The 26980-nt window shown below is 40.4% G+C and carries 27 protein-coding genes, 4 tRNA genes and 1 other annotated feature; of the genes, 5 read left to right on the forward strand and 26 right to left on the reverse strand.

Annotated elements, in window-relative coordinates:
• The first annotated feature begins 37 nt into the window (after nt 1-37).
• Complete coding sequence (locus MKX52_RS18275) at nt 38-286, forward strand: hypothetical protein (protein ID WP_342491207.1); 249 nt, start codon at nt 38-40, stop codon at nt 284-286.
• 14 nt (nt 287-300) lie between these two features.
• The gene (locus tag MKX52_RS18280; RefSeq protein WP_342491208.1) at nt 301-543 is read left to right on the forward strand and encodes a hypothetical protein; all 243 of its coding nucleotides are present in this window, start codon (nt 301-303) and stop codon (nt 541-543) included.
• A gap of 57 nt (nt 544-600) precedes the next feature.
• Here the strand turns inward: MKX52_RS18280 and MKX52_RS18285 are convergent, their stop codons facing one another.
• The 11 genes from MKX52_RS18285 to MKX52_RS18335 all read right to left on the reverse strand — a co-directional run bounded on the left by MKX52_RS18285 (nt 601) and on the right by MKX52_RS18335 (nt 12205).
• Entirely contained in the window at nt 601-1449 is an 849-nt protein-coding gene (locus MKX52_RS18285) for an MBL fold metallo-hydrolase (RefSeq protein ID WP_342491209.1), read from the reverse strand.
• 69 nt (nt 1450-1518) lie between these two features.
• The gene (locus MKX52_RS18290) at nt 1519-3348 is read right to left on the reverse strand and encodes a hypothetical protein (RefSeq protein WP_342491210.1); all 1830 of its coding nucleotides are present in this window, start codon (nt 3346-3348) and stop codon (nt 1519-1521) included.
• A gap of 184 nt (nt 3349-3532) precedes the next feature.
• Nucleotides 3533-5416, reverse strand: a complete 1884-nt coding sequence (locus MKX52_RS18295; protein ID WP_342491211.1) for a 3'-5' exonuclease — start codon at nt 5414-5416, stop codon at nt 3533-3535.
• Between the two features lie 185 nt (nt 5417-5601).
• Complete coding sequence (locus MKX52_RS18300; RefSeq protein WP_342491212.1) at nt 5602-6420, reverse strand: hypothetical protein; 819 nt, start codon at nt 6418-6420, stop codon at nt 5602-5604.
• A gap of 17 nt (nt 6421-6437) precedes the next feature.
• Nucleotides 6438-7247, reverse strand: a complete 810-nt coding sequence (locus MKX52_RS18305) for a hypothetical protein (protein WP_342491213.1) — start codon at nt 7245-7247, stop codon at nt 6438-6440.
• Nucleotides 7248-7324: 77 nt separating this feature from the next.
• Nucleotides 7325-7804, reverse strand: a complete 480-nt coding sequence (gene rlmH / locus MKX52_RS18310; protein ID WP_342491214.1) for a 23S rRNA (pseudouridine(1915)-N(3))-methyltransferase RlmH — start codon at nt 7802-7804, stop codon at nt 7325-7327.
• 80 nt (nt 7805-7884) lie between these two features.
• Nucleotides 7885-8055 (reverse strand): CxxH/CxxC protein, encoded by a 171-nt coding sequence (locus MKX52_RS18315; protein ID WP_008360116.1) that lies wholly within the window; start codon nt 8053-8055, stop codon nt 7885-7887.
• A gap of 161 nt (nt 8056-8216) precedes the next feature.
• On the reverse strand, nt 8217-9047 hold the full coding sequence (locus MKX52_RS18320; protein WP_012011869.1) for an energy-coupling factor transporter transmembrane component T: 831 nt from the start codon (nt 9045-9047) through the stop codon (nt 8217-8219).
• Nucleotides 9038-10753 carry an ABC transporter ATP-binding protein gene (locus MKX52_RS18325; protein WP_342491215.1) on the reverse strand — a complete coding sequence of 572 codons (1716 nt, stop codon included), beginning with the start codon at nt 10751-10753 and terminating at the stop codon, nt 9038-9040. Before MKX52_RS18325 ends, MKX52_RS18320 begins: the two co-directional genes overlap by 10 nt.
• Before the next feature lie 19 nt (nt 10754-10772).
• Nucleotides 10773-11330 carry an ECF-type riboflavin transporter substrate-binding protein gene (locus MKX52_RS18330; protein ID WP_117732834.1) on the reverse strand — a complete coding sequence of 186 codons (558 nt, stop codon included), beginning with the start codon at nt 11328-11330 and terminating at the stop codon, nt 10773-10775.
• Nucleotides 11331-11344: 14 nt separating this feature from the next.
• On the reverse strand, nt 11345-12205 hold the full coding sequence (locus tag MKX52_RS18335; RefSeq protein WP_012011872.1) for an S-adenosyl-l-methionine hydroxide adenosyltransferase family protein: 861 nt from the start codon (nt 12203-12205) through the stop codon (nt 11345-11347).
• 110 nt (nt 12206-12315) lie between these two features.
• Nucleotides 12316-12586, reverse strand: a binding site (T-box leader).
• A 192-nt stretch (nt 12587-12778) separates the two neighbouring features.
• Between MKX52_RS18335 and MKX52_RS18340 the strand changes: the two genes are divergently transcribed.
• Both MKX52_RS18340 and MKX52_RS18345 read left to right on the forward strand, forming a co-directional pair.
• Entirely contained in the window at nt 12779-13468 is a 690-nt protein-coding gene (locus MKX52_RS18340; RefSeq protein ID WP_342491216.1) for an ABC transporter permease subunit, read from the forward strand.
• Nucleotides 13469-14350, forward strand: a complete 882-nt coding sequence (locus MKX52_RS18345; RefSeq protein WP_342491217.1) for an ABC transporter ATP-binding protein — start codon at nt 13469-13471, stop codon at nt 14348-14350.
• Between the two features lie 36 nt (nt 14351-14386).
• Here MKX52_RS18345 and MKX52_RS18350 read toward each other — a convergent pair whose 3' ends face one another.
• The 11 genes from MKX52_RS18350 to MKX52_RS18400 all read right to left on the reverse strand — a co-directional run bounded on the left by MKX52_RS18350 (nt 14387) and on the right by MKX52_RS18400 (nt 22525).
• Complete coding sequence (locus tag MKX52_RS18350; protein ID WP_342491218.1) at nt 14387-14854, reverse strand: GNAT family N-acetyltransferase; 468 nt, start codon at nt 14852-14854, stop codon at nt 14387-14389.
• A 68-nt stretch (nt 14855-14922) separates the two neighbouring features.
• On the reverse strand, nt 14923-16110 hold the full coding sequence (locus tag MKX52_RS18355) for a S1C family serine protease (protein WP_088001938.1): 1188 nt from the start codon (nt 16108-16110) through the stop codon (nt 14923-14925).
• Nucleotides 16111-16191: 81 nt separating this feature from the next.
• A complete protein-coding gene (locus MKX52_RS18360) occupies nt 16192-16986 on the reverse strand; it encodes an MBL fold metallo-hydrolase (RefSeq protein ID WP_012011877.1) in 795 nt (264 codons plus the stop codon).
• 6 nt (nt 16987-16992) lie between these two features.
• On the reverse strand, nt 16993-17856 hold the full coding sequence (gene yycI / locus MKX52_RS18365) for a two-component system regulatory protein YycI (RefSeq protein WP_088001940.1): 864 nt from the start codon (nt 17854-17856) through the stop codon (nt 16993-16995).
• Complete coding sequence (yycH, locus tag MKX52_RS18370) at nt 17843-19222, reverse strand: two-component system activity regulator YycH (RefSeq protein WP_342491219.1); 1380 nt, start codon at nt 19220-19222, stop codon at nt 17843-17845. The genes yycI and yycH overlap by 14 nt, the downstream gene beginning before the upstream one ends.
• Entirely contained in the window at nt 19212-21050 is a 1839-nt protein-coding gene (gene walK / locus MKX52_RS18375) for a cell wall metabolism sensor histidine kinase WalK (RefSeq protein ID WP_012011880.1), read from the reverse strand. The genes yycH and walK overlap by 11 nt, the downstream gene beginning before the upstream one ends.
• Before the next feature lie 7 nt (nt 21051-21057).
• Nucleotides 21058-21765, reverse strand: coding sequence for a response regulator YycF (gene yycF, locus MKX52_RS18380; protein ID WP_003215017.1), 708 nt, complete (start codon nt 21763-21765; stop codon nt 21058-21060).
• 348 nt (nt 21766-22113) lie between these two features.
• A tRNA-Phe gene (locus MKX52_RS18385) sits at nt 22114-22186 on the reverse strand.
• A 27-nt stretch (nt 22187-22213) separates the two neighbouring features.
• Nucleotides 22214-22290: transfer RNA gene (locus MKX52_RS18390), tRNA-Asp, on the reverse strand.
• A gap of 81 nt (nt 22291-22371) precedes the next feature.
• Nucleotides 22372-22443 (reverse strand) — tRNA-Glu (locus tag MKX52_RS18395).
• Nucleotides 22444-22449: 6 nt separating this feature from the next.
• Nucleotides 22450-22525, reverse strand: a tRNA-Lys gene (locus MKX52_RS18400).
• Nucleotides 22526-22854: 329 nt separating this feature from the next.
• On the opposite strand from MKX52_RS18400, the gene MKX52_RS18405 reads away from it, so the two are divergent.
• Nucleotides 22855-23379, forward strand: coding sequence for a peroxiredoxin family protein (locus MKX52_RS18405; RefSeq protein ID WP_012011881.1), 525 nt, complete (start codon nt 22855-22857; stop codon nt 23377-23379).
• Between the two features lie 230 nt (nt 23380-23609).
• Here MKX52_RS18405 and MKX52_RS18410 read toward each other — a convergent pair whose 3' ends face one another.
• The 4 genes from MKX52_RS18410 to MKX52_RS18425 form a co-directional block, all read right to left on the reverse strand.
• Nucleotides 23610-23819: a hypothetical protein gene (locus tag MKX52_RS18410; protein ID WP_012011882.1), complete on the reverse strand. Its 210-nt coding sequence runs from the start codon at nt 23817-23819 to the stop codon at nt 23610-23612.
• A 15-nt stretch (nt 23820-23834) separates the two neighbouring features.
• Complete coding sequence (locus MKX52_RS18415; RefSeq protein ID WP_342491220.1) at nt 23835-24968, reverse strand: DUF418 domain-containing protein; 1134 nt, start codon at nt 24966-24968, stop codon at nt 23835-23837.
• A 136-nt stretch (nt 24969-25104) separates the two neighbouring features.
• Entirely contained in the window at nt 25105-26394 is a 1290-nt protein-coding gene (locus MKX52_RS18420; protein WP_342491221.1) for an adenylosuccinate synthase, read from the reverse strand.
• A 443-nt stretch (nt 26395-26837) separates the two neighbouring features.
• Nucleotides 26838-26975 (reverse strand): hypothetical protein, encoded by a 138-nt coding sequence (locus MKX52_RS18425; RefSeq protein WP_186316308.1) that lies wholly within the window; start codon nt 26973-26975, stop codon nt 26838-26840.
• Nucleotides 26976-26980 lie beyond the last annotated feature (5 nt).

Genomic DNA, 26980 nt, shown 5'->3' on the forward strand with positions numbered 1-26980 from the left:
TATAATGGAAATATAAGCGATGATGAGAGGAGAAACAATGAAAAAGATCACTTTTTTTGATTGGACCATTCAATTACAAGCAGACTTAACGGCAATAACAGATCATCATGAAAAAAAGATGGTCATTTTAGAGCCATCCATTGAACTAAATAGCATCATTTGGATGGATGACAACAACGAGCTACAAATCAAACCTACTTGGGATTGTGTCATTTCAATTGATCCGACCAACAAATCTCTGACCATCCGGCAAACAGAAGAAGTATTCGGAGATGTGTACGAATGAAAACAGGAGGAACTATGGAGAAAACCACTTTTTATGATTGGACAGTTCACTATCCTGAACATTTAACTGCAGTCAAAGACGATACAGAAAAGAAAATGGTCTTTCTAGAACAGACTGTTGAATTTAAAGGAATTATCCGTATTGATGAGAATGATGAACTGCAAATTAAGCCGACTTGGGATTGTGTCATTATTATTAATGCTAAAAATATGTCTGTCACAGTTCGTGATGCAGAAGACTTTGTAGGGTTACCATAGAAATAAAAAAGTCTCGTTTGAGGAAAATCACTCAAATGAGACTTTTTTATTTATTATTTAATACCCATCTACAAAGTACTCTATAGTTTCTAATTCATCCTCTTTCAGTTCTCTGTTCACGTACTTTTTATATTCATTCGTTATTTTCTGCTTATCTCCACCACATAGATCAGTGAATTTCGCCATCATCCTAAGCTTATCTGTTTCCTGACGAAACTCCTCTTTTGACCACGGTCTTTGGTGTGAAGGAATATACGTTTCGGCATCAAAAGCATCTAACTCATCTAAAAGACGCAAGATTTCTTTCACCGTATAATGTACTTTTTCGGCATACATTTTCGGATAAATGCAATCACCAAGAAACAGGATTTTTTCCTCTTTCACATACACGATCACTGAATCTGCAGCATGATCGCCCCCAACATGCTGCACAACACAAGTCACCCCGCCAAGATCAATCTCCATCCGACGATCAAACGTCACATCCGGTAAAACGACCTGAATCTCTCGATGATCCTGATATTCTTCTTTTATCGCCTTCGCGCAAAACTCAATCTCCGTTCCTTCCCTCACCCGCTCATCAATCGCCTCATCTGACCAAGAAAACGGAAGAAGCTTCTCCATTTCCTTTCTGGTTTTTGTAGAAGCAATTGAAACCGCATGAGGCAACGCCGGTAGACCAAAAATATGATCCCAATGCCAATGAGTGAGGACAACCAGATCGGGAGAGGCGAGCTCATGCTTTAAAGTTGTTTGAATGAAATAGTTCGCATGATCTTCTGAATTGCCTGCATCGATCATTAATGTTTTGTGATTGCCTTCGACCATGCCTAGGATGGGGCGGTCGGTGAGTGATACTGGTGTGATGTAGGAGAAGGTTTTGCCTATTTTTTTGATTGTGTGCATGGTGTGCCTGCTTTCTAATATTTTTAAGTTTTATCCCCGCTAAATTGTTATGCGGTACTTAATCAAATATTATTTCTTTAACAAATGTTTGGCTAATTTTCGATCTTCTTTATCCTTCGTCTTCACAGAAATATGTTCAATCAATTCCCTTGTGGCCGCTTGCTGTGAATACGAAGGAGACCATTCTTTTAATACACTTAAAGCATGATACTGTAAATTTCCATCATCTGATCTAAGTGCAGCTTGAATCAATGGCAATCCTACACCGTCGTGTTCATATAAATCTTGCACAATATATTGTAGACAAGCCACTTCATCATCTGAGAGGTTTGATAACGATAAATGTGTTTCTGCAAATGTACAAAGCTCTCTAATATGCTGGTGATGATTTGTGTCCATAACAGCAAAGTATATTTCACTATTTGCCGGATCTTTCTCAAGTAAAGCAAATAGACGTTCAATCACATCTAAACGATAAAAGAGAGCAATTTTAAGTGCTTGGGAGCTAAAACCCTGTTGTAACGAATCGATTGCAAGCTTTGGCCATCTACTGTCATTGATAAACGGTTGAACCGCTTCCTTGACAGCCTTATAATCACCCTGTGTCCCTGAATCATTCAATCGTTCTTCCCAAACCTCTTGTTCATCATTTAAAAACTCATTTATTTTCAAAATTGGATAAAAGTCCTCAATTGTTTGGCAGTGCTTACGAGCATGATGAATAAAACGGCAGAGAACCGAGCTTGCATTTGGATACTCTTCGATACCGTAGATAGAAACCTCATCTTCTAATAATGCTTGAATGATGAGGCTCGCTCCATCATATAATTCTTTGGAAATTTCATCTTCTGATAAAGCTGATTCCAGATCACCATGAAGAGCACAAGTATAGCCTAAGTATTCATTCATGATTGTATTTTCGCAGCCCTTTGTTAGTAGCCATCGTTTTATTTCTGGCGTCGATGCTTCCAATTGCTCAACAGCCGAAATCTTCCCCCATCCATCAACGGACTTTGCAAGACCCCAAACATGTTCGTTTCCTTGAATTGTGCCATTCTTCAATGCAATCACGACATAAGAAGTAAATTCTTCATGCATACCTATTGTGAATAAAAGCTCTTTGTATTTTTCACAGTTCGTACATCCCAGTATCATAACTGCAAATTTGACGACCTCCCGATGGGCCGCATGCTCAAGAAGCCATAACGCTTCTTGCTGTACACGGGATTCATCACATTGTGTTTGTTGAAATCGTTCAATTAACTCACTGCTGCGGCTCGCCATAATGTTAGAAATGACTTTTTCATATGTTTTCTTTCTTGTTTCATTTGTAGGATGATTTAGTTGTTTTGCAAAAAGCTTCAATAATTTCTTCACATAAAAAGGGGCAGGTCGTTCATCTACATAATAATCAGATAAACCGGGAGCCAATCGTGGTTCATTTTCGTCAAATAAATAATCTTCATCGGGTAAACGATCATCTACTATTTTATGATGTGTTTGAATTTGTTGTTGAATAAAGGGAACGATTTTCTCTTTATGATCCCATGGTAGAAATTCTATCTTCATTGAATCATCTAAAACCGTTTCATGATCTACCTTCACAATACAACGAAATCGTACATACCCACCAAGTTTAACGGACACTTTGTGTTTTGTACCATCTTTAATTTCCAATATTCCTGATAATTTTGAATATGGAATTATATGAGACATTACACTTTTTCGTTGCTTTTTATCAACTGTCACACCATCAATGATTAGTTGCTCTTCTTTTATTTGGTTTGTAATTTCTATAGAATGTCCTTTATATTCAATTTTCCATGTTTTATTTATTTCTTTTTCTACGTCTTTTATTACGTTACTCATTTCACGTTTAAAGTCAGCTTTAAAACTCATGGAAGTCTCCTTTAAGTAATTGTAGATTGAATATGTGATCGTTCCCAATACCTGCTGTAATCGTTTTTTTAACTAAGTTTTCATTATATATAATACGATATTTATTAAAAAGAGTCTTCTTTTCTTCTTACATGAAAAAAGGTATGGGAAATGAATGAATTCCCATACCTTTTACTATTTAAAATTATTGATTAAATGTCGGCTCTTTTTGCTTTGCATCCTCAAAATACTGAGTAAACGAAGAGACGCCTGAATAGGATATTGATAGGTACTCTTTAGCACGAGTCATCCCTATATACATTAAAGACACTTCTTTTTCTTGATCCTCTTCATACTTTAATGGCATCAGATCAGCTTTCACAATAAAAACGGATTGGAAGTCAAGACCTTTACTACTATCGAGAGAACAAATTTTGACTGTCTCTTCCTCTGGATTGAACATATGTTTAGTTGCACCATTTTCAGTTATCCAATTGTAAGGAATATTCTTTGTTTGAAATTCCGATTGAATCGCTGATATATAATGGTTATTATATCCCTTTATTCGATATAAAATGGCAATTTCAGAGTAAGGTATGTTCTTTTCATTATGTTGACCCACTATTTGTTTAGTAATCTCCTCTATTTCTTCTTTAAAGGTATTACATCTTAAAAGCTCTACCTCTGGCCCTTTACGTTTCGTCTTTTTTGGAGGGATGATTTCTATTGTCTCTGTCTGTTCTTGTTTTAATTTAAGATCTAAAGCTCTATGGCTATCGTAAAATTTCCATCCGAAATCCACAATTTGTGACGTATTACGATAATTTATATTTAAGATTCTAGATCTACCTCTAAAATCAAGCCCCGTATCTTTCACATAACTTCTACTTTTCCGATAGATATCTTGCGCTCTATCTTCTACTAAAAGTAAAGATTGCGTCTCTGGATCTAAGCATAAGCTGATGAGATGCAGCCAGCTCCCTTCAAAGTCCTGTCCTTCGTCAATTAAAATGGCATCATACTTTACAGGAGTTAAAGCATCATTTTCTATTTTTTCAATGTAGTCATCTATTTCAAGTTCTGAAATGCCATGCTCTTTTTTAATCCATTGATGAAAATTTAATATTTGTATATTATTTAAGTTTGGTGTTTTTCTATGATCGGATGTCAGAAAATCATCTGGTTCTGTAAATTTAGAATGAATCATTTGTTTAATATTTTGTTTCAAAGCTACATTGTAACAGAGTATTAATATCTTCCAATTCGGATGTTGTTCAGCTAACATTTTTGCTCGAGTCGCTAAGATTAAGGTTTTACCGCTTCCTGCTACTCCTCTAATTAGCCGATGTTTATCACCAATCTGTTTAGCCAAGTTTTCTTGATGTAGATCCATCGTTTTGATGTTCCGAAAAGATAATAACAGTTTGTCTTGGTAAGGGACTGGTTCAACATCTGCTCCAACGCGTATTTCTTTGTATAGATGATAACGAATCCTTTCTAATTCGTCAGATGATAGTGGAGTATTTAACTTGAAAGGCACATGAAACATATCAAACAATTTTTCTATTAAGATCTCAGGATCAAAATGGTCATTATCTGGATCAATCTGGTCACGCGATAAAATAAAATGTGGATCAATAACCTCATATACTTTATTTTTTAAAAGTTGTTCTTCATGAAGCCGAGTGAAGACGACACCATAACCATAAGGAAACTTTAATTTAAACTGATATTTCCCTTCTGTATTGATTAAATCAATGTCTTTCTCAAGCATATCTTTTATTTTAAAAGCATACTCTCTTGATTGAACTAGGGGACTCTTCACTCTATGTAAATCACCAGAAGAATTTAAAATGCCCCAGGTATTATCGTTTAGCTCTCTTATTGTATTTTTGGTGTAATCTTTTACTTCCAAAACTAAAACTCCTAAATCAGGACCAATTATCACAAAGTCTGGTCTAAATCCATCGATATTAGGCTCATAATGTACAATATACTCTTCGGGTAGATATTCCTTTAATGTTCGAAATAAAATTCGCTCTCCTGCAGTAGCAGTACTTTTAATATTTTCTGGTAATGTAATTGCCATTTATACTAACACCCCTCTATTATCCTTATACACCATATATCGGAATAATATGGTTTTTTTTAAACAATATATATTGTAATAAATGGTTTTGTTTTAACAAAATAGTTAGGGCGGCTGTTTATATAAAAAATAAAATTATCTCAAAAAGCTCTTAGATTACTAATCTAAGAGCTTTTAGTTACGTTTTATTCCCCTCCAAGAACTATTTTAAAAATTCTATCAGTTAATTCTAAACTTTTCTCTGGAGAGATATTTCGTTTACAGTAAAGGATGCCTCTCTTACTTAAAGAGATAGCAATACTATTGTTAGGAAAAGCATCATCTTCTACTAATAATTCAATATTAGATAATGATGCTCCTGCTGTCCTTTTAAATCTTTTCCAGTCTGCGGCTTGGTCAACATCTTCTCCACGTAATAGGACACTATCCAAATTAGCTAGTCCTAAATTGGCAAACCAACCTGCTTTAATAGTTATCCCACTATCACTAGTAATAATGTTTTCTAAAGCATCTAATAAGTTTAATTCATATGGATCACTCTTAAAATCAGTAGTATCCGATAAACGTTTGAATGCTGATTGAGCAAATTTTCCTTTGTGTTTCGAATAGCTGATAGCATAGGAATTATTTATATAAACATCGAAGCTAAAAATTCTCAGTATTTCTTTGAATTCTCTTTGATTTAATACACCAACTATCGGGTACTTTTGAGAATGCTTCAATATATACTTTTCATAGTCTGTTATATCCCCTCCCGGAATTAAAGTCACCTGTTCCACTTCCTCATCTGGAAAAACCTCAATAAAATCTTCATCGATTTCATCTTCTATTTCTTCATGTTCTGCGTTCATTCCCTGCAACTCCGAGCTAAGTTGCGGTTTATATATCTTAGTTTCCGCAACTGCTGAACTTCCCTCTAACTGTATCGTTTCTTGCCCTATTACAACTTCTTCAAAATCACTTGGTTTTCTTTTTATTTTATTTACCGTAATTACAAATCCCATTTAAATCTCCCCTTTTATTAACTTACTAATATATCTTTTAGCAAATCTATTGCTATTACAAATTCCCCTCTGCTTCTTGCGGATATGGTTATCCCTTCATGAGCATTAATAGCAATATTTGAATTAGATTTTTGAATTTGAGTTTCAGAATAAATAATGTCAAATGATTTATCTAAAAGAAGATTATTTATATTCAAAAAATTATATTCTGTACTGTTTTTTTTAACCTTTAAATAAAATTTATTAAAATTTAAATCTTCTTGTTGTAATTTATCTGTCATTATATTGAGTGTGAAATTAATAACTTTATTCATACTTTTAAAATTTTCAACACTTTTTATCTCTATTTTATGTCTACTAGAATATTTTGTATTATCTGTCTGATATTCAGATGTAACTTCTTGTTCCTTTATAGAAATCGTTGAATTCATTGCAACTACTGAAAATCTAATTAACATACTTTTCTTATTATAAACTTCAAATTCATTATTTCTATAAACATCAGATTCATTTATACTTTTTAAGATAACATCATAAATTTCTTTTGTAGATGAATTACTATCAACAACCATAGATAATTCATAGTTGATTTTAGTCAAACTTAGATTTAAAAGGATCCATCTAAATGTCTTTCGAATAAAATTTATTTTCATTGCTAACATACTTAAAAAAGTAGCTACTAATCCGTAAAGAGTAAGTGCATCTGTTCCGAAAAATGTCGTCCATCCCAATGTTTCTTCTTTTAGGAGATACATTATAATCGACCCTACCAGAAAAACTAAAGATAATATATACAAAATGTTATTTAGCGTTTTACTAACAGTCAATTATGTCACTCCTTTTTGACTACTGGATTATTTAAGTATACATTTTATATGGAAAAATTATCTTCATTTAAAAGAATTCACTTATGATAAGGCTCCCCCCGCACAATCCGAAACGTCCGATAAATCTGTTCCACCAACACCAGCCTCATCAACTGATGCGGGAACGTCATCCTCGAAAACGACAGCTTCTCATTCGCACGCTGCATGACGGCGTCGCTTAAACCAAGGGATCCCCCTATGACAAAACACACCTTGCTTTTTCCGTATGTTGCCAGCTTATCTATTGTATCGGCTAATTCTTCGGAAGTTTTCATTTTTCCTTCGATGGCGAGGGCGATGACGTGGGCGTCTGGGTTGATTTTGCTTAGGATGCGTTCGCCTTCTTTGTCTTTGATGATTTTCATGTCTTGCTCGCTGAGGTGTTCTGGTGCTTTTTCGTCTGCGAGTTCAATGATGTCGATTTTCGCATAAGCCTGTAATCGTTTTGTGTATTCGGCTATGCCTTGCTTTAAATATTTCTCTTTTAATTTTCCTACTGTGATAATTGATATATTCACAGGTCATCCCCACCTTAAGAACAAGTTATTCATATAAGTTATCAACAATTGTGGATAAAATTTGTGTATTTTGTGTCCGATCATTCGTTCCCCACTATATATATTGCAGGTTCATCGCACAATTCACAGGTTGTGGATAAGCTGTGTGTATGTTCGATTTTTCTGAATTCTGGCGGCGTTTCGTGATCATCTATGTACATGTCTAGTACGGTTTCTATATGTTCTGCGCAAGCATAAAGTGATTTGTTCATAAGTTTCTAATTCCTCCAATATGTTGTCTCGTTATTCACAAGTGTTTCGTTCATTGTTCAATATAACCGATTTATTCACATGTTAATAGTCTTTTACCATTTTCCACACCTTTTATCCACAAACCAAATAAAAAAGCCTCCACTCCTGTGAAGGCTTCCTTCTATAGAAACGGGTTATAAAATCTCGTTCCTCTCACAAATGTAATCACTAGCGACACGATCAGTACCACACCAACAAATATGAACGCCACATAATCTGCTTTTTGAAAGTCTTTCGCCGTAAACCATGTGCGCTTTTTATGCTTTCCAAATCCGCGCAGCTCCATCGCATTGCTGATCGTTTCAATCCGCTCTAGGCTAGAAAATATCAACGGCATCACAATCGACAACGCATTTTTGATCCGTTTTCCCAGTTTTTCATTCTTCGACAAATCAATGCCTCTTGCTTGTTGAGAAATCGCGATCGTTCGAAAATCACGCTGAATATCTGGAATATAGCGCAGAGCAATCGCTACCGCATACGAAATCCGGTAGCTGACCCCAATTCTGCTGAGCGATGAGGCGAATTCACTTGGATTTGTTGTCACAATAAATAAAAGAGCTGCTGGCATGACTGTCACGTATTTCAGTGTAATGTTCAACTGATAGAAAAGCTGTTCAAGTGTGACGTTGTACCAGCCGGCAATATGAAACAGCTCATGCTTTGCTCCGTAGATCGCGACGCCTTGCTGGGGCGCAAAGATGTAAATGGCGATGTTATTGATCACTAGGAAAACCGCCAGGACAATCACTACGAAAGAGATATCACGAAATTGCACGTTCGACAATTGAAAGAACACGATACTGGCAACTAGCATAAACACTAGTACGCCTGTATCATACGTGAGCATCGCTGCGGACGACCAGAGGATAAAGCAAATGAGTTTGGTTGCCCCTGTCAGCCGGTGAATCGGCGACGGGCGATCAATATAAGACAGCATGTCTACAGCCATGTCATTCGTTCCTTTCTGTCCACCTCAATGAAGCGTTCCACGAGTTCATTTGGATTTGGCCAGTCTGCTTTCAGCGCCAGTTCATATAGCGACGTTTCCTTTAAGCTCGCCTTTTGAACAAGTAGCTGATCTGTCAGTACTTTGGCAGGTGTATCATCTGCGATTTTTTCTCCATCTGATATGACAATGGTTCTTGTTGTGTATTCGAGCATCAAATGCATGTCATGGGTGATCATCAAGATCGTGACGCCCTGCTGATTTAATTGCTCTAAAAACGTCATCATCTCTGTGTAATGTCTAAAATCCTGTCCGGCGGTTGGCTCATCTAAAATGATAATTTCTGGATCTAATACAAGAATTGATGCGATGGTAACGCGCTTTTTCTGTCCAAAGCTGAGGGCTGAAATCGGCCAGTTCCGAAATGGGTATAAGCCGCATACTTTTAGGACTCGCTCCACCCGTTCCTTGATATCGTCTTCCTTTACGCCTCTTAAAACGAGACCAAATGCAACTTCATCAAAAATCATCTGTTTAGAAATCATTTGATTCGGGTTTTGCATGACGACGCCGATTCGTTCGGAGCGCTGTTTGATCGTATCTCCTGTGATGTCATCACCATTTAGATGAATGGTCCCTTTTGTTGGCTTTTCAAACGCGCAGAGCACTTTGGATAGTGTCGTCTTGCCTGCGCCATTGGCTCCAGCGATGCTGATCATTTCTCCTTTTTTGACGGTAAAAGAGATGTTGTTCAGTGTGTTGGGTCTTGTCGGATAGTCAAAACTAAGCTCACGCACTTCTAGTAAATCCTGCGCTTCATTCTGCTCAGCTAATGGCTCAGACTCTTCCATCCACTGCTCGATTTTCATTTTTTCCTCATCATTTAAGGTAAGATGCTGTAAATTCGCAATTTGATCTCCTGCTTCAATCGGAATACCTGCATATTTCATGGCTTTTACATATAAAGGCTCACGTAAATACGCCGCTTCTAATACATTTGAGGCGAGCAATTCATCTGGTGTCATGTCTGCTGCAATCGTGCCGTCATTGACAACGATGATGCGGTCGACTTGGCGGAAAAGAACATCCTCTAATCGGTGCTCGACCATCACGACCGTTTTTTTCGTTTGTTTTTGTAGTCGATCAATGAGATCGATCACTTCTTTACCTGTTGCGGGATCAAGACTTGCAAGTGGTTCGTCGAACAGCAAAATGTCGACTTCGTTCACAAGTACGCCTGCAATGGCGACACGTTGTTTTTGACCGCCTGACAGCTCATGGACAGACGATGCCAGCTTCCCATCTACCTCTGTTAATCTTGCTGCTTCTTCGACACGTGCTTTCATTTCTTCGCGTGTGACTTGATCATTTTCAAGTGTAAATGCGATATCTTCTCCAACGGTCAGCCCGATAAATTGTCCATCAGGATCTTGCAGCACCGTTCCGACGAGCTGTGAGAGGGAGAAAATGTTCTCTTTCTCTGCATTTTTCCCGCCAATGTGAAGACTTCCTTCCATAGAACCTTTATAAGACGCAGGAACTAGCCCATTGATGCAATGGGCTAGTGTGCTTTTTCCCGATCCAGACGGGCCTGCGATGAGGACTTTTTCACCTTCATAGATGGTCAGGTTGATATCTTTCAATGTCGGTTCTGCCTGACTGCGATATTGGAATCCGAAATGTTCGAATTGAATCATCGGTTTCTTCATTTATGTGTTCCACCTTGCTTCATGATGTTTCTTTCGATAGACTGCCGCTTTTGCTTCTTGTTTTCGCATAAGCCGCAATGATGATGGTTCCTAGTACACCAACTGTGATGATGTTTGAGATTCCTGCGGTAAAGCCCTGAAAAAATACCTTTTTTGCTGGCTCAGCATAAATTGCTATATCGAGTAATGGTGCAATAACAAACCAGCCAATTGCCTGCACACTGATTTGCACTACATTGAAGAGCGTGATCTTTTTCCAACCAAAGTCGCCCTCTTCTACTTTTAAACGGTTCGAAATGAAGCCGATCAATAACCCAACAACACCTGAAACGATAATCCAGCTCCACCAAGGGCCGAATGTGGTCGCATCTTTAATGAGATGACCAATAAATCCAATCAGTGCGCCTGCAACAGGACCAAATAGCACGGCCATTAATGCAAGGAATGCATACGATGTTTCAATTTGTGTATTCGGAATCCCAGTTGGAATGGAGACGAAGCGTCCTAAAATGACAAAGACGGCTGCGCCAATTCCGATGGCAACGACAGTTTTCGTTGAAAGTTGTTTACCTGCCATGATGTATCCTCCTCTTATTCGTATATAATGCGCGGAGCTTTGCGAATCGAAAGGCGCCAGCCTGTGCCTGTACCGATGTTATAAGCCTTTGCAAATGACCCTTGATTGATCGCCACGCCTAAATGATCGAGTGAATTGACATATACGAGTGGTTCGCCTACCTTTAAATCGGCAAAAGATCGTCCATAGGTCATGATATTTTTATACACATTTTTTGGCCCGTTGGCAATGGTAACTTCTATTGCATCCCCATAATTGATTGAAAGCTGTTCAAATAGCGTGTGATGAATGTTTGTCCATAGGTTTCCGAACCGCACGTCTAAAATATCAATTGTCCCTGTGATCACTTCTTCTTTCGCATAAGCCTGTACGACTGGAAGGTGAATAATATCATCAATATTCGCCTTTGGCCCAACCTCTTCAAAAGAAATCACTCCTGAAGCAATTCTCGCACCTGTATATGCGTAAATGTCTCTCCCATGGAATGTATGTGATTTTCCCGACTTTGGCAGCCGGTTAATGGTTTCATCTAAATAACGGGCTTCTACAATGCCTATATCCTGCGCTACGTGAGTGAGTGTCCCGTTATCTGGGGTAATGATGTAGTGCGAGCTTGTGGTTTTGACGACAAGACTCTTTCTTTCTGACCCAACGCCTGGATCAACGACAGATACAAATACCGTCTCTTCCGGCCAGTACGTGACGGTTTGGAGCAAGCGGTAAGATGCCTCCCAAATGTCATATTGCGGAATATTGTGTGTTAAATCAAAAAGGCGAATGCTGCTGCTGACCGTATTTGCCACTCCGTACATAGCGCTGACCGCTCCATCATCAATGCCAAAATCTGATTGTAAAACCAATGCATGTTCACTCATGTCAATCTCCCTTTCATTTGAAAAAATGGATGTGGCGTTTCACGTGGAACATTTGAACATTTGTATGAAAAAAGTGGACAATAAAAAATACCCCATCCTTATCTTTGAATCATAAGGACGAGGTATTTGTCTCGTGGTACCACCTTTATTTACTGTTTGCTCGCGCTAAACAGCCTCTACAAGTACAAAGCTCCAATCTGGCTCATATACTGTGGTTTTGATAACGAGTACCAACTCTCGTCGTGTCCTACTAATATCATAGATATGTTCAGCACGAGGCTCGGAGACCATTTTTCGAATCATTATTTTTGCTTCTTTTCAGCTACCGAAGCTCTCTGTGGAAAAATTGATGATTGTACTTTCTCTCGTCATTGCCTGTTTAACTATCTTGAATTAAAGCTATCATACATGATGTTTTTTGATAAATCAAGATATTTTTCTGAACATTTTCAAAAGTTAGTCAACTGGTGCTGGAAGAGTCTGCTTTTTATAAAATTTAAACAAATGTTAAAGAGCAAGATATGGTGTCTTTCTTTTCTAGCGGTATAATAAAGATGAAGGGAGGTACAGCGTGTGTGGACCATCTGTATGAATGAGTTTAAGCAGCTCTTCAAAAGCACAAAATCTATTTTAACAATTGTTATTATTTTCATTTTATCTACTTTTGTTTCAACTCTACCGTTTATTGCTGCTCATCAGGACAAATGGGAGCAGGCAAAGGATCCTTATTCCATTGGGAATGAACTGGTGATGTCTCTATTTGGTTTCTTCCTTATTTTCTTATTGTCTCATGATATTTTGAGTCGAGAAATCCATTTGAAAACCATTCGTTTTCTCGTCAGTAAAACCACCCGTTTAAACATTATTATCGGTAAATATCTTGGACTAATGCTATTTTGGCTCAGCTGTATTATGACAACATATGTACTGAATATGATGATTTCACATCGTTTTTTGTTCTCTGATGCGTTAAAAATCTTAACCTTTATCAGTGTCGGTATCTCATGTGCTTTATTTTTGTCCATGCTCTTTCCAACCCCGCAGAAATCAATGTTTGTTGGGATGTTGTTTTCCTTTCTTTTCCCGATCGTCAGTATGATATCGGTTCTTTCTTCAGAACGATTGATTCATTGGTTCCAATATATGACGCCTTATTATTATGCGCGCTTGAGTGAACCGCTGACTTATGTACTCATGAATACAGCATTAACCGTTGTATTACTTATTGGAACAGCACTCCTATTTCAAAGGAGGGATGTCTAAATGCTACATACAAAAGAACTCACAAAAAAATATCGGACAAAAGTCGCGATAGATCACATTACCCTTGATGTCAATCGTGGCGATATCTTCGGACTCATTGGACCGAAGGGTTCTGGAAAGACGACGTTTTTCAATATCATTACGGGAATTTCCCGACCCACCTCTGGGACATTTACGATGATGGATATGCCTTCATTAAAAAAGGTGAGGCAGCATATCGGTGTTCTGCCTGAATATACGGATTTATATGAAGGGCTGACGGCACTTGAACATCTTGCCTACTTATCAAAAATCACCGGGACGCGTCAGAAAACGAGTGATTATGAAGAACTGCTCGAATTTGTCGGCTTAGATCACTATCATCAGGAAAAGGTCGGTTCCTTCACACCTGGTATGAAGAAACGACTCGGCATGGCGCAGGCTATCGCCCATCGACCTGAATTTGTTTTACTCGACGAGCCTTTTGCCGATATTGATGCAGATTCGATCTTGCACATCCAGCAGGTCATTGACACGTTAAAACATGAAGGGAAAACCGTCTTTTTAACGGCTGATCGCCCAATGTTCACAAATAGTATTTGTACCAAAACGGCTTTTATTTCTGAAGGAAAATTAGTGTCCCCCCATACACATCCTCAAGAGAAAACCATCACATCCTCAAACATACGTGCAACCTTCAAGCATGCGTGGATTGATGATGAGGTGAAGCCTGTTCTCACGCAGTACTTACAAACTGTCGGAACAGATCTTGTGATCAGTGATGACGAGACCTCATTGTTAATTCGTTCAGAAGCTCAAGTTCCAGCGATCATTCGCGCTTTCGTGAAATGCAAAGTCGATATATACAGAGTCACGGCTGAAGATGCCATGAGCTCCTCATAAAAAAGCACCGCATGCAATCCGCACGGTGCTTCTTCTTTATGATAAAGGTTTACTCATATAGATTCCGGTTTCTTCAAATCCCGTCTTCTCATACAGTGAACGGGCAATTTGATTATGTGCAAAGACATGAAGCGAAAGTTTTTGCACTCCTAATGACTTTGCCTCTTCCTCTAATGCAGCAATGGCCTGCTTTGCAAAGCCTTTCCCTCGATAAGTTTCGAATAAGAAAAAGTTATAAATGAATCCTTCCTTCTGTGGATGATTCGGGTCATAACAAAGCCAAACCCAGCCAATCGCCTCTTCTCCATTCAAGAGATTCCATAGCTCATGATGCTCTGTCTGTAGACCTTCAGGAAGGAGCCGATCAAATTGTTCTTCGGCGTTTGCAAGTGATTCTTCCTCTTCCCAAGTCCCTGCGCGTACCTTTTCTTCTGCGTACCGCTGAATGGCCTTCTCCATCAATACATCGTAATCCGTCTGTGACATTGGCTGTAGTGTAACCAACTGTATCGCCCCCTTTCCTTCATCATATGATGAGCATGCAAAAAAAACCAGTCCTCTCAAGGAACTGGTCACCCGCCGAATCGGTCGGTTTGAGAAAGTTTGATTTCTACTGATTTTTTCTTTCCGCTTCGGTAAAACTGTACCTTTACCTTGTCGCCGACTTTCTTTTGATATAAATACTTACGAAGGTCTACGATATTCTGTACACTCTTGCCATCAAAGGAAGTGACGACATCCAGCTCTTTTAGCCCCGCTTTTCCTGCCGGAGACAAAGGCTCGACACTCATCACGACAACGCCTGATGTGACGTTAGATGGCAGCTTCAATGTTTCCTCCCAGTGGTAGCTCGCAATATCTGCTAATGATTTCATGCCAACACCTAGGTACGGACGTTTCACCTCTCCGTAGCGCTCTAAATCCTCTATGACAGGGATGACGAGGTTCGCTGGGATAGACAGTCCGATGCCTTCTACTTCTGATTCGGCAATCTTCATTGAGTTGATACCGATCACTTTTCCGTCCATATTGATCAGGGCACCACCGCTGTTCCCTGGATTGATGGCGGCATCTGTTTGCAGTACCTCCGCATTCCAATCCGCCTGTCCGTCTCCATTCGAGTCTACAGGAATCGCACGTTCCGTTCCTGAAATGACACCTTGTGTGACAGAGCCTGCGAATTCAAGCCCTAATGGATTTCCAATGGCGATCACTGGCTCACCGGGCTTCACATGGTCTGAATTACCGAAGGCTGCGGTTTGTTTGATCTTATCACTTTTGACGGTGAGAACCGCTAAATCCATGAGCTGATCGCTTCCGACAAGATTGGCGCCAATTCTTGTCCCATCCTGAAGACTCACTTCAAGCTGGTTGGCACCTTTGATGACATGATGGTTGGTCACGATATAAAAGGTGTCACCCTTTTTCTTATAAATCACACCTGACCCGCTGCCTGCCTCTCCGCCTTCTTCCCAAAAGCTCGACTTTTGTATATTAATAACGCCGACAACCGTATCTGACATATTCGATACGACTTTTGTGACCGCATCATTGACATTCACATTGACGGTCTTTAAAGGGCCCTGTGCTGCTTGCCCATCTCCGTTCTGCTGCCATCCAAAGGGACTGCCGCTCTGTCCTGATACATAGGGGAAAAAGAATCCCATTAAAAAAGCTCCTACCAATACACCGATTAGACCAGATAGGAAATATCCTTTTCTGCTTCGTCTCGGCTTCCACTCTACATCGCGATAATCCACTATGTTTCCTTCCTTTCAGTGAATAGATGATGTATATAGTGTTGGTAAGAAGCTCTTATCTTAATCATACGATTGTAAAAATCATACGGCGCAAAGCGGGGTTGCTTTTTTCGGATCCGTATCATATAAATCAAAGCCATCCCCGACAACAAAGCCTTTCATCTCAAGCGTTTGCTGGACCGCCATACGGGCTAAATCCTTCATGTTGTTGTCTTGACTCAAGTGAGCCAAGTAAATGCGTGAGGTGGCATCTCCAATGACATCTGTCATCGCAAGAGCGGCATCTTCATTTGAAACATGTCCGACATCGCTCAGAATTCTACGCTTAATGCTCCACGGGTATCTACCCATTTGCAGCATACCGACATCATGATTGCTCTCAAATACAAATGTATTGGCTGACTGTATGATGCCTTTCATACGATCACTCACATAGCCTGTATCCGTCATTAGGGCAAGTTTGCGCCCTCCATAATGGAACACGTAAAACATGGGCTCAGCCGCATCATGTGAGACGCCAAAGGACTCAACATCGAGGCCGCCAAAGGATTGGACAGTTTCCATATCAAAATGGAATTTTTGCTCTGTATCAATCTTCCCGATATGAGACTCCATCGCCTTCCATGTTTTCGCATTTGCATAGACAGGAAGCTTGTACTTTCTTGCCATGACACCAAGTCCTTTAATATGATCTGAGTGCTCATGTGTCACAAAAATACCGTCCAAGTCTTCGGGCTTGCGGTCGATTTGACTCAGCAATTCGACCATTTGTTTGCCGCTTAAACCAGCATCCACTAAAAAGGCATGCTCGCCTGTTTCTAAATAAAAAGCGTTCCCCGTACTTCCGCTCGCTAGTACACTGAACTGCAAGCTCATGTTCTCTCACTCCATTGAAGATTTGTCATCTTTCTCTATATGATCAAGTGTTGAGCCATCAATGGCATTGATCAAATATTCTTCTTCTGTCTTTTTCTTTGAACCAGTTGATACGCCCTCAAGCTCGACTCGCCATACAGGCACCATAACCTGCGTGCTTGCACCTGGATATTGCGTATAGTAGCCTAGCTCTACCTTTTTCACGGTCGTGTTTTGGCTCAGCATGTTTTGCGTATATAAGTCCTTCACAGTTTCAAGCGCTGGCACAAGGGTTTCTTTTCTCACTTCATTAATCGATATCACCATCGACTGCTGATATGATACGACCTCATTTTTATCATTTAGATCTAGGGTGATTTTTCCGATGGTTTCGGAGTCATCAAGCCCCTCTTGGAAAATGTATTTCCCTTTATACGTTTGGAAAAAGACGATTTTCCCTGTCTCTTCATCAATACTCCACAGCTTATAATTCTTCCCATCTAGCAAACGCTGGTTCACCAGGTTTGCCGCCGCTGTTTTCATATCTTTTTTCGGTAAAGCCACTGGTTTATTGAAGGTCATTTCAAGCAGCGTGACAGGATCATCTTTGTCTGTTTTCGGGAATGTGCTTTTCGCCTTTTGATCAGCTAATTCGTCGACATCCTTTTTCGTATATTGCTTCTTTTCAGCTGTAATGCGGTAGCCAATCTTCGCTTCATCTGATAGATTGCCATATTTGATCCCGTCTGCCTTCATTTCTTCCAGCGTATCCGTTTTTTCGATAATCGCAAAATGATCAGTCGATCGTTTTTCAAAGTATTGAAAACCTAGAAAGATATCGAGAACGAGAAAGGCTAGGATAAAGATCGTTTTGGTCTTATTCCACTCCATGATTCTCGCTCCCCTCTGTCAACAAATCATGCGATAGAATCACGGTTTTGCCGTTGTATTTCATGCACCATACTGGCTCCAGCCAGACAAACATCGCTTGATCTTGATCTGATGCGGTGGAAACAGCTTGATAGGCCGGGAAAATTTGTTCAATTTTCTCAAGGTCATCATATTTCGTCTGCTTGACGATTAAGTCTTTCAACTCTGTCCCGTTCATCAGCTTGACCTGTTCACTTTGACTCGCCTTGTTGCCTAGAATATAGTTTGGACGCTTGTAATTTAAGATGTCATCATTCGCCCACTGTACTTCAAGCGAGGTCATCCCAAATGGGTGCTTTGTACTGTTGACGATCGGCAGGCCATCCATAAACATATTAAAGGAAAGCTGCTGGTTGCTATTGATGCCAAAGTATTGATAGTCATCGGTAAAGCTCCCCGTATCATTGAAATACTTCACACTTCGCTTAATCAAATCGCCCGTTTGGAAAACGGTGCTGCTGTTGATGTTGCGGTGCTGATATTGGATGCGGTGGTCTTTTTGATTCGCTTCAAGACGGCTTGTGCCATCTGTGTACACCGTTCGGTTTAAATTAGACTCCTCACCGACAAGACTCGGGTCCGTAAACAGAGCGTCCTTGAATTTGCTTGTTTTAATCGTTTCGATAAAGAACATTTTCGATTCAAGCTGCTCTTGCTTTCTCGGAAGGAGGAAATCTCGTTTCGAATTCGCAGAGAACGTATAAAGATCGTAGCGCGGCATCTCGTTTTGAGCGGCTGCGATACTGTCCATGAGATTTCGATAGTTAGCAGACTCTATTGTCAGCTCAAGCACCGTTTCCTTGCTGTATGAAACCAAATAAACTTTCTTATTGGCCTTATCTTGCTGGGAGAACGGCACAATCATCCGATCAAACGAGTTGTATTCAATGGACTTGTTCGGCCATTTAAACAGCGCTTGGAATATATCAATCGGAATCGGGTCATTGAACACAAGATCCAATGTCTTCCCCTGTCCTCCGTTTCCATAGAAGAAATTCTTAAATTTCTGCTCAGAATATTGATCTGACACATCCGAAATCTCTTTCACATCCCAAAGGCTCACATCATTCCAGAAGTTTTGAAAGAGTTCCTTTTGATCCACTTTAAAATGCTCTCCATTCGAATGGATGAACATCTCCCGCGGCTTCACGACATCAATGAGGCTTCTAGGTTCATCGCTTGATATCTTCTTCGTTTCCACGACCTTAGTGCCGGCATCTGCCTGGTCCTGCATGACGGGCTGGAACATCCAAATATTCCACGTAAACACAAGACTGATCGCAATTAGGATTGTCAATATTATGGTTTTAAAGGTCTCACGCTTCATCCCAATCATCCTCTTGTTCTTCATTGTACGGAAGGGTAAAGGTCACTGTGGTTCCTTTTCCTTCAATGCTGTCAGCCCAAATGTCTCCGCCATGAGCCTGAACCATTTCTTTTGCAATCGCAAGGCCAAGGCCGGTTCCGCCAAGCTTTCTTGTTCTCGCCTTATCCACTCGATAAAAACGTTCAAAGATTTTATCCATATCCTTCTTCGGAATACCGATTCCTTCATCTTTGACGCTGAATAATACAAGACTCTTCTCCTCATCCAAATCAACGGTAAACGTGATATGTCCACCCTCTGGAGAGTATTTCATCGCATTAGAAATGATATTATCGAGCACTTGTGTGATTTTATCTTGATCGATTTCCACATATATTTCACGCTGCGGAAGATTGCGGATAAACTCAACATGCTGCTCTTTTGTCATTTCAAAACGATCGATGACCAATGAGATAAATCTGATAAAATTCGTCCACTCACGGTTGAATTGATAATCCTTGCTGTCGAACTTAGATAGCTGTAGCAAGTCATTGACAAGCCGGATCATGCGTTCTGTTTCATTTTGCGTCACACTAAGGAACCTTGGTGCAAGCTCTTTATCTCCAATTGCGCCTTCAGCCAGCGCCTCAAGATAGCTTCGCATCGTCGTTAGCGGTGTGCGTAGCTCATGCGATACGTTCGCAACGAATTCGCGGCGTTCTGCATCAATTTTCTCCTGCTCTGTGACGTCGTAAATGACCGCAATTAATCCATCAATTTTCCCGTGCTCTTTCTGAATCACTGAGAAATTTACACGCAAAACTGACAGCTGATCTTCACGTTCGATTTCTAGCAGCATGGAATCTTGATTTTCAACTAAATCTTCAAAGGTATGCGTGTCCTCGAGGCCCAGTAAGGACGTAATCGGCATCTCTAGTGCTGTTTCACGTGAAACATTTAACAGCTCTAATGCTGGGCTGTTTAATAGAATAATCGCACCGTTTTGATTCGTGGCGATGACGCCATCTGTCATATAGGCAATGACAGAAGATAGCTTCTTCCGCTCTCCCTCTGTCATGAGCTGCGCTTCCTCCAGCTCTCTCGTCAGATGGTTAAAGGTTGTCGCAAGCTGGCCAATCTCGTCATGTCCATACTTTCGAACCTTCCTGGAAAAGTTCCCTTTGGCGAGCTCAATTGCTTGCTTCCTCATATCCGAAATAGGATGAGTGATGGTTCTAAAGATGAAAATCCCAAGTAGTGCGGTCGTCCCAAGGGCGATCAGTGTCCCCGTCGCCAAAATGGTGTTAATGGTTCGCATTTGGTTAAACACGCTCTCCATCGAAGACACAACATAAATCACACCGACAGTTTCTTGGTTTTCATTTTTCACGGCTGTCGCAGAAATACGCACCCGTTTATTGGATTCTGGGTCATAGAATTTCTTTTCGTAGTCTTTGCCTACTGCGAAAATCCGGCTAATGATTTGATCTGTGATTTTCTTGCCGGCAATCTCCTGACTGCCATTATTCACAGAGGCAATCACCTCTCTGCTTTCGTCAATATAGCTGACTTCAGAAATTTCATTAGACTCATCTTTGTTGTTAAAGTCGTTTAATATCTTTTGAGCATCCTCTTTTAATTCTGCCTTACTTTTCGATGAATCTTGTTCTAGGTAATACGATAACGAGTAGATTCGCTGATTCAAGGAATTATCATATGAATTAATTAAGGACTGCTCTAGCTGCTTCACAAAGTACACGCCAATGATCTGCATCGCGACGATGATCAGCAGCACGTAAATTAAGGTCAATTTAAAGTGAATCGAGCGAAAAAAACCTACTTTACTCATAAGAATCTTAGTCCTGCTCTGGGTTTCTTAAATAGTAGCCGACGCCTCGTCTTGTCACGATCCAGCTTGGATGACTAGGATTGTCTTCAATTTTCTCACGAAGACGGCGGACGGTGACGTCTACTGTACGGACATCTCCGAAGTAATCGTAGCCCCATACGGTTTGCAGCAAGTGCTCACGTGTCATCACTTGTCCGATATGTTTCGCTAAGTAATGAAGCAATTCGAACTCACGGTGCGTCAATTCAATCGTTTCCTCGCGCTTAGACACCACATACGCATCTGGATATATGACAAGTGATCCAATTTCAATATCATTTGATTCAGATTCTTCCTCTGTCTGCGGCGTAGCAATTTGTCTTCTTAAATTCGCCTTCACACGGGCAAGCAGCTCGCGCGTGCTAAATGGCTTCGTCACATAATCATCTGCGCCAAGCTCAAGACCGATGACTTTATCAATTTCAGAGTCTTTTGCTGTCAGCATGATAATCGGCATGTCATATTTCTTTCTCACTTCACGGCATACTTCAACGCCATCTTTATTCGGTAGCATGATGTCTAGCAAAATAATGTCTGGTTTGATTTCTTCTACCATTTCAAGGGCTTCATTGCCGTCATATGCACAATGAACCTCATAGCCCTCTTTTCTTAAGTTAAACTCCAATATATCAGCAATCGGCTTTTCATCATCTACGACAAGAATCTTTTTTTCCATTGTGATTTCCTCCTGCATTTTTAGCATCTATGTCATTCCATTTTTGCATGTTTCATCAGACCTTTTTCATTTGAGCAAAAAAGGCTCACTGTCTATTATAACGTTTTACGTGGCAAAGATAAAAATAATAACGGCTTTCTTTTCTAGCAATCGTTGGATAGAAAGACGATGCTCAAAAAAATGATGGTTTTTTTCCTTTTTTATTGAAACTTTTCCAGTCACCGATCGTCTATATAAATGTAACGTCTTCTTCTTATGGAGCCGGGCCCTACCTAGGTCCGGCTTCTCCCTTTTTATGCCTTCTTTTCATAAGAAAAACGCACCTGCGATTGCAGATGCGTTTGGAAGTGGCTCGGGACGGAATCGAACCGCCGACACACGGATTTTCAGTCCGTTGCTCTACCAACTGAGCTACCGAGCCATCATCAAAAAGATGAATAAATATAAATGGCGGTCCGGACGGGACTCGAACCCGCGACCTCCTGCGTGACAGGCAGGCATTCTAACCAACTGAACTACCGGACCTCAGTAACTTGCCCGAAAAAGCAATCGTGGTGCTCTTCCAAGCAAGTGAGGAAAAATTAGCTTAACGCTAAAGTAAATCAATGACCCGTACGGGATTCGAACCCGTGTTACCGCCGTGAAAGGGCGGTGTCTTAACCGCTTGACCAACGGGCCAATACATGGTGAGCCATGAAGGACTCGAACCTTCGACCCTCTGATTAAAAGTCAGATGCTCTACCAACTGAGCTAATGGCTCTCGGTTTGTGAAAAGTAATTCTGAAGAAGTTGTATTGCGTCAAACCAATCGCTTTAAAAAAGCTGGAACATCGCATCCTAACAAGTTTCAGAGACCTTTGCAACAACGAGATTTATAATATCATAGAGTAATTACATATGGCAATACGTTTTTCGACATTTTTTTAAAAAAAGTGTCGGATTTGAAATCTCCTGCCAAATTCCTTCTACTTGCAACCGCCTTCATTTTCATGACCTCTGACTATTCAAACACATAGAAACGTTTTAGACCGAACGAAATTGGTTATACATGAAACAAGTGACATTGTGATTTAAAAAGGAGGAAGCAGTATGAGTTCATTCAAATTAGGAGATAAAATGCCCAATTTTTCACTTCCAACCATTCAGGGCGAACATATTGATTTTCACAAACATCTAGAGGAGCATCAAAGCTGGCACCTCATTGTCTTCTTTAGAGGCTCATGGTGCCCAGTATGTGTAGAAGAATTAAAAGAGCTCGAACAGCAGCAATCATACTTTCAAGACAAGGATATCCACTTAATGGCGATTTCAACAGATCATTCTGATGACTTGAAGGAATTTGCCGATAAAGAAGGACTATCCTTCCCCATCATGTCTGACAAGGATCTCACTTCATTAAAAGCATACGAAGTCCACTATCATGGGGAAGATGCTCCTTATGAAGATCACGGGGTGCACGGAGAACCTGCCTATTTCTTACTAAACGAAAAGGGCCAAGTCCTCTATCAGCAAAGGCAAACAAGTCCGTTTGGCAGACCGCATGCCAACGAATTGCGCAAAATCATTCAGTACATCCGTAAAAACTTAAAAGGTCAATATAAAAGCGTGAAATAAGAAAGAAGCCCTCGTCATGAGGGCTTCTCAGATTGTTGACAAAGGGCTAAAATGATCTTTATTTTAGCCCTTTGTCTTCTTTTCAGCGTGGTCTGAAAACCTTTGCAGTCTAGGAAGGACGAGCAGTGGCGCGGAGCGAATTTGACATTCGTGAGCACCAACGCACAGGACTGACAAAGAATGCGAGGGTTTGTCTACACGCTGTGAAGCCCTCGTCATGAGGGCTTCTTTTATGAACGTCTCTTATTGTATAGCCAATCTGAGGTGAAAAATACAAGGAGACCCGCCATGAGAATCACAAAGGTGACTGGCGGTTTATCATCCTGGAAATAAGAGTACAGCGCATGTCCTCCTAATGCGAGAAGATAAAAGATAAATGCTGACACAGCTGCTTTACGCGCATTCGCTTGTTCTCTTTTCGTACTTTTTTTGAAAAACATTGTCACGATTCCTCTTTATCCTGCTTTCTTCATCGTCACCCGGCAAAGTGCCCGCGAACGAATATATTCCATCGGACCGATTCTCCAAACCTTTAGACAAAACGCTGATATGGCAATTTGCAGAAGTGAAATCAACAGCCATGCCAATACAATAAGAGGAGCGTTGATTTGTCCGCCAAGACCCAATCCCCAGCTATAAAAAAGAATGGAGCAGATGACATTTTGCAGGATGTAACAACTAAGCGCCATTTTCCCTACATATTCAAACCAATTCCACATGAACCATGACTCCGTGTGAGCCAGGAGCTTCGCAATAACAGCGATATAGAAAAGAGAAAGGAATGGCGAAAACGCATAGCGCACCACGAATTCCACTAGTTCGTTCGGAACGAAGACAAGTGCATTCAGAGGCAACCCTACCCACAGACCGACTCGGAATAATCTTTTCCGTAGAGACTGCCCGCGTTCATTTGCATAAAATACACCGGCTCTCATCATCCGCACACCTAATAAAAACAAAAATGTGTTCATTGGAATGATAAAGATCGCTTCCCCCCGGTACATGAAAAAGTGTTGCAATCGTTCTTGAATCTGCGAGATCCATGTCTCTGGCATCTGCTCTTCCAGCGCGGGTTCACTACCTTGATCATACGATGCTGTTTCCATTTCAGAGAGGGCGAACACCATCAAGCTGGACAGAACAAGCAGATGAATGACTCCAGAGAAGATCATGCCTCTTTTAATACGCTTGCTCCCTCCTCGTACAATAAATGCCACAAGCAAACCGGTGACAGCATAACTCATGAGCACATCATATTCCATCACAAGTGCAAAATGGACAAAGCCTTCGATAAATAAAAATAAAAGAATCCATAAGTATGTACCCGGCCAAGGCGAGTTTTTCCTTTTGGCCTGCTGGTATTTCAACTCTAGTCCTACACCAAACATGATGGTGAGCAGCGAGAGCATTTTCCCATAGACGAACATGGAAACAAGGCTTTCTAAAAAACTGCCATTCTCATATTCATCTGCAATCTGATCTGTCGCAAAGGTATCCCCTGCATACGCAAAAAACCAGACGTTCGTTCCCAATGTGCCTAATATGGCGAAACCTCTTAAAATATCTAATAATCTTATTCTTTCTTTCACTAGAACGCCCCTTCCCCCTATACAGTTATCATATTTTGGTAATGATCGGAAGCCTGTTCTACTGAAATTAAGAAATATTTAAACAAAAAAACACCAGCAAAATGTGTAATTTTACTGGTGTCTGATCAGTCTATGATTATGGACGGTACACGCTACGGACAACGTTCGTTTGAGAACGATCTGGTCCGACTGAGAAAATGGAAAGTGGAATACCTGTTAGTTGTGAAATGCGCTCTAGATAATGACGGGCATTTTCAGGCAGTTCGCTTAAATTCTTCACGCCTGTAATATCCTCTGTCCATCCTGGCATTTCTTCGTAGACAGGCTCACATTTCGCTAGTTCATTTAGACTTGCTGGGAATTCTTCTGTGATTTCTCCATTCAATTTATAAGCGACACAGATTTTCAATGTTTCAATCCCTGTCAGTACATCAATTGAGTTAAGAGATAGATCTGTAATCCCGCTCACACGGCGAGCATGGCGGACAACAACACTGTCAAACCAGCCAACACGGCGCGGGCGTCCAGTTGTTGTACCGTATTCACGGCCAACCTCACGGATTTGATCACCAATTTCATCATGGAGTTCTGTCGGGAATGGGCCATCTCCAACACGTGTTGTGTACGCTTTTGACACGCCGACCACATGTTGAATCTTCGTTGGTCCTACACCAGAACCAATCGTCACTCCCCCAGCCACTGGGTTAGATGACGTAACAAATGGATATGTCCCTTGATCGATATCAAGCATAACACCTTGTGCACCTTCAAATAGCACGCGGCGGCCTTCATCTAGTGCGTCATTCAAGACAACAGATGTGTCCACGACATATTTTTTCACTTGCTGGCCATATTCATAATACTCGTCTAAAATATCTTCAATCTTGAAGCCTTCTGCGTCGTACATTTTCTCTAAAAGACGATTTTTCTCTTCTAGATTACGCGCAAGCTTCTCTTCAAATACTTCACGATCTAATAGATCTGCGACACGGATACCGATACGAGCTGCTTTGTCCATATAAGCTGGTCCGATTCCTTTTTTCGTCGTACCGATCTTGTTAGCCCCTTTCCGCTCTTCTTCTACCTCGTCCAATTTTAAATGGTAAGGTAAAATCACATGGGCTCTATTGCTGATTCTGAGGTTATCTGTACTCACATTCCGTTCGTGAAGATACGCAAGCTCAGTGACCAACGCTTTAGGATCAACCACCATTCCATTACCGATGACACAAGTTTTCTCTTGATAAAAAATACCGGACGGAATGAGGTGTAGCTTGTAAGTCACTCCATCAAATTTGATCGTGTGACCTGCATTGTTTCCCCCTTGATAACGGGCAATCACCTCTGCATTTTCTGAAAGGAAATCGGTAATTTTCCCTTTCCCTTCGTCACCCCACTGCGTACCTACTACGACTACTGAAGACATATCGTGCACCTCCGTTAACCTTTCAAAACGTTATCTCTTTCAAACACATTTATTTTATCAATGCAAACCGAAAAAGTCAACGTGAAATCCGAACATTAATATCTCGAAATCAAATTTTGTTCGTTTTAAATATGAGAAAAAGCGCTTTACTCACTTCTTCAGCGCTTAAAAAGGGAGATTTTGAGTAAAACCAATGTTTTTTACTTTCTATTGATTTTCAATTAAATGAATCATCGAATTTGCCATAAAGTCTGGTGAATACGGTCTACCTGTCCTCAGCCACCATTCAGCCGTTCCAATGTAAGCAGAGATGGCGAATTACGGTGCAAACTCTGATTGTTCTTACTAATTTTCACACAAGGCATGATCATTCGGTGTTCAGAACTCTAAAAATGAAAACCCGTAAGCTGACTATATAGTTGGCTTACGGGTCTATACCGAGCTTATTTTTTATAGTCCAATTGCTCTTTTAACAGTTCTATGATGGTGTTATTTTGCTGCTCAATATTTTTTATTCTCTTCTCGATCGTGGAGCCTGAAATACAGATCACCAACAAAATCGCAATGCCCACAAATAACAAATAAA

The organism is Bacillus sp. FSL R5-0422, from assembly GCF_038610765.1.
Classification (GTDB): Bacteria; Bacillota; Bacilli; order Bacillales; family Bacillaceae; genus Bacillus; species Bacillus pumilus_O.